This window comes from Variovorax sp. P4_D9 (assembly GCF_056401695.1).
Genome location: NZ_JBFUIU010001285.1, coordinates 1 through 1808, shown reverse-complemented (window position 1 = coordinate 1808; position 1808 = coordinate 1). Strand labels below are relative to the sequence as shown.

Annotated in this window: 2 protein-coding genes; both read left to right on the top strand. The window is 67.8% G+C overall.

Translation table 11 applies throughout. The annotated features are described in order from the left end of the window. A partial coding sequence (locus AC1DY5_RS54005; protein WP_478122420.1) for a mandelate racemase/muconate lactonizing enzyme family protein occupies positions 1-651 on the top strand: 651 nt, incomplete at its 5' end. A 46-nt stretch (positions 652-697) separates the two neighbouring features. Then, entirely contained in the window at positions 698-1657 is a 960-nt protein-coding gene (locus tag AC1DY5_RS54000) for a 2-hydroxyacid dehydrogenase (RefSeq protein ID WP_478122419.1), read from the top strand. The last annotated feature ends 151 nt before the right edge of the window (positions 1658-1808 follow it).

Sequence of the window (1808 nt, the reverse complement as noted above, 5' to 3'; positions counted from 1 at the left end):
GCCAGCGGTGGCCACCTGATCAGCCTGCCCGACCTGGAAAAGGGCCTGGAACCGTTCCGCCGGATCCGCGAGGCTGTCGGCAACCGCATCGAAGTGATGTGCGAACTGCACAGCCTGTTCGGTGGCCACTCGGCCTTGCGCATCTGCCAGGCGCTGGAGGACTACAACGTGTTCTGGGTCGAAGACCCGCTGTGCAAGATGGATGACGCCGCCGGCCTCGCCGACCTTCGGCGCCGCACGCGCGTGCCGGTGTGCGGCAGCGAGACGCTGGGCGGGCTACGCCCCTTCCGCGACCTGCTTGCCAACGACGCGCTCGACGTGGTGATGCTGGACTTGGCCTGGTGCGGCGGCTTCACCGAAGGGCGCAAGATCGCAGGGCTGGCCCAGGCTTACAACCGGCCGCTGGCGCCGCACGACTGCACCGGCCCCATCACCCTGATGGCGGGGCTGCACATGGCACTGCATGCGCCGACCGCCATCTACCAGGAGGTGGTGCGGGCCACGCTGGCCACCTGGTACCGCGACATCGTCACCGACCTGCCGGTGATCCGTGAGGGCATGGCCCAGCCGCCCGTGGCGGCGGGGCTGGGTACCCGTCTCAAGGACGCCTTCAAGCAGCGCTCGGACCTCGTCATCCGCGAAAGCCGCTAGCGGGCATTGCATCGCCACCGCGCCCAGCTCTTCTCAAGATTTCAACATGCACATTCAGATCGTCGGGCTTCACGCGCCCAACGCGCCGCGCTTGCGCGCCCTGCTCGGCCCCGGGCACGAGGTGGAGGCCCTCCAGGCTTTCCCCGAGTCAGGTGCCATCCAGTCAGACGTCGTCATCAGCAACAGCATCAGCGCCGGCGAAGCAGCCCGCCTGCGCTGCCGGCTGGTGCACGTACCCGGCGCGGGATGGGAGCAGATCGCCTGCCCATCGCTGCCCGCGGGAACCACCGTGTGCAATGTGCACGGCCACGAGGTGCCGATCGCCGAGTTCACCCTGCATGCCATCCTGGAGCACTGCCTGCAACTCTGGCAGTACCCGGCGCGCCTGGACGCGGACGCCTGGGCGCAGGCCTACGCCAACCGGGCCCAGCATGAGGAGGCCCATGGCAAGACCCTCGCCATCGTGGGCTTCGGCCACATCGGGCAAGAGATCGCGCGGCGCGCGCGACCCCTCGGCATGCATGTGATCGCAGTGACGCGCACCGGCAAGCAGGGGCCGGTGGAACTGGCCGACGAATTCGTCGCCGTGTCGACGCTGGACGATGTGCTTCCCCGAGTCCAATGCCTGGTGATCTGTTGCCCGCTGGACGACAGCACCCGCGGCCTGATCGGTGCGCGCCAGCTCGCACTGCTGCCCGCGCAGTCGCTGCTGGTCAATGTGGCCCGTGCAGAGCTGGTGGACGAGCAGGCACTGTATGAAGGCTTGCGCGACAAGCAATTGGCGAGGGCCGTCCTCGACGTCTGGTACCAGTACCCGAAGAAGGGCCAGGCGCCGGTGAGTCCTTCACACTGGCCGCTTCATGAACTCCCCAATGTACGCGCCACGCCCCACATCTCGGCCATGACACCGGCCCTGCTCGCCCGCCGCTACCGCTTCATGGCACAGAACATCGTGCGTCTGCAGCAGGGGCAGCCGCTCTTGAACGTGATCTACCAGGCGCCCTGACCGCTTCCCCCGCCCGCTCGCAGCCACGCGAACTCCACGTCACACATCAACGGAGATACCTATGAAAGCCGAGACTTCAACCACCCCGTCCTCCCCTACCAAGGCCAGGCGCGCCCTGCTCGGCATAGCCGCAGCAGCCATGCTGGTGGGC

Bases quoted from the DNA above. Each gene is read 5' to 3' on its own strand.
- AC1DY5_RS54000 (WP_478122419.1), top strand. From the start codon at position 698: ATGCACATTCAGATCGTCGGGCTTCACGCGCCCAACGCGCCGCGCTTG.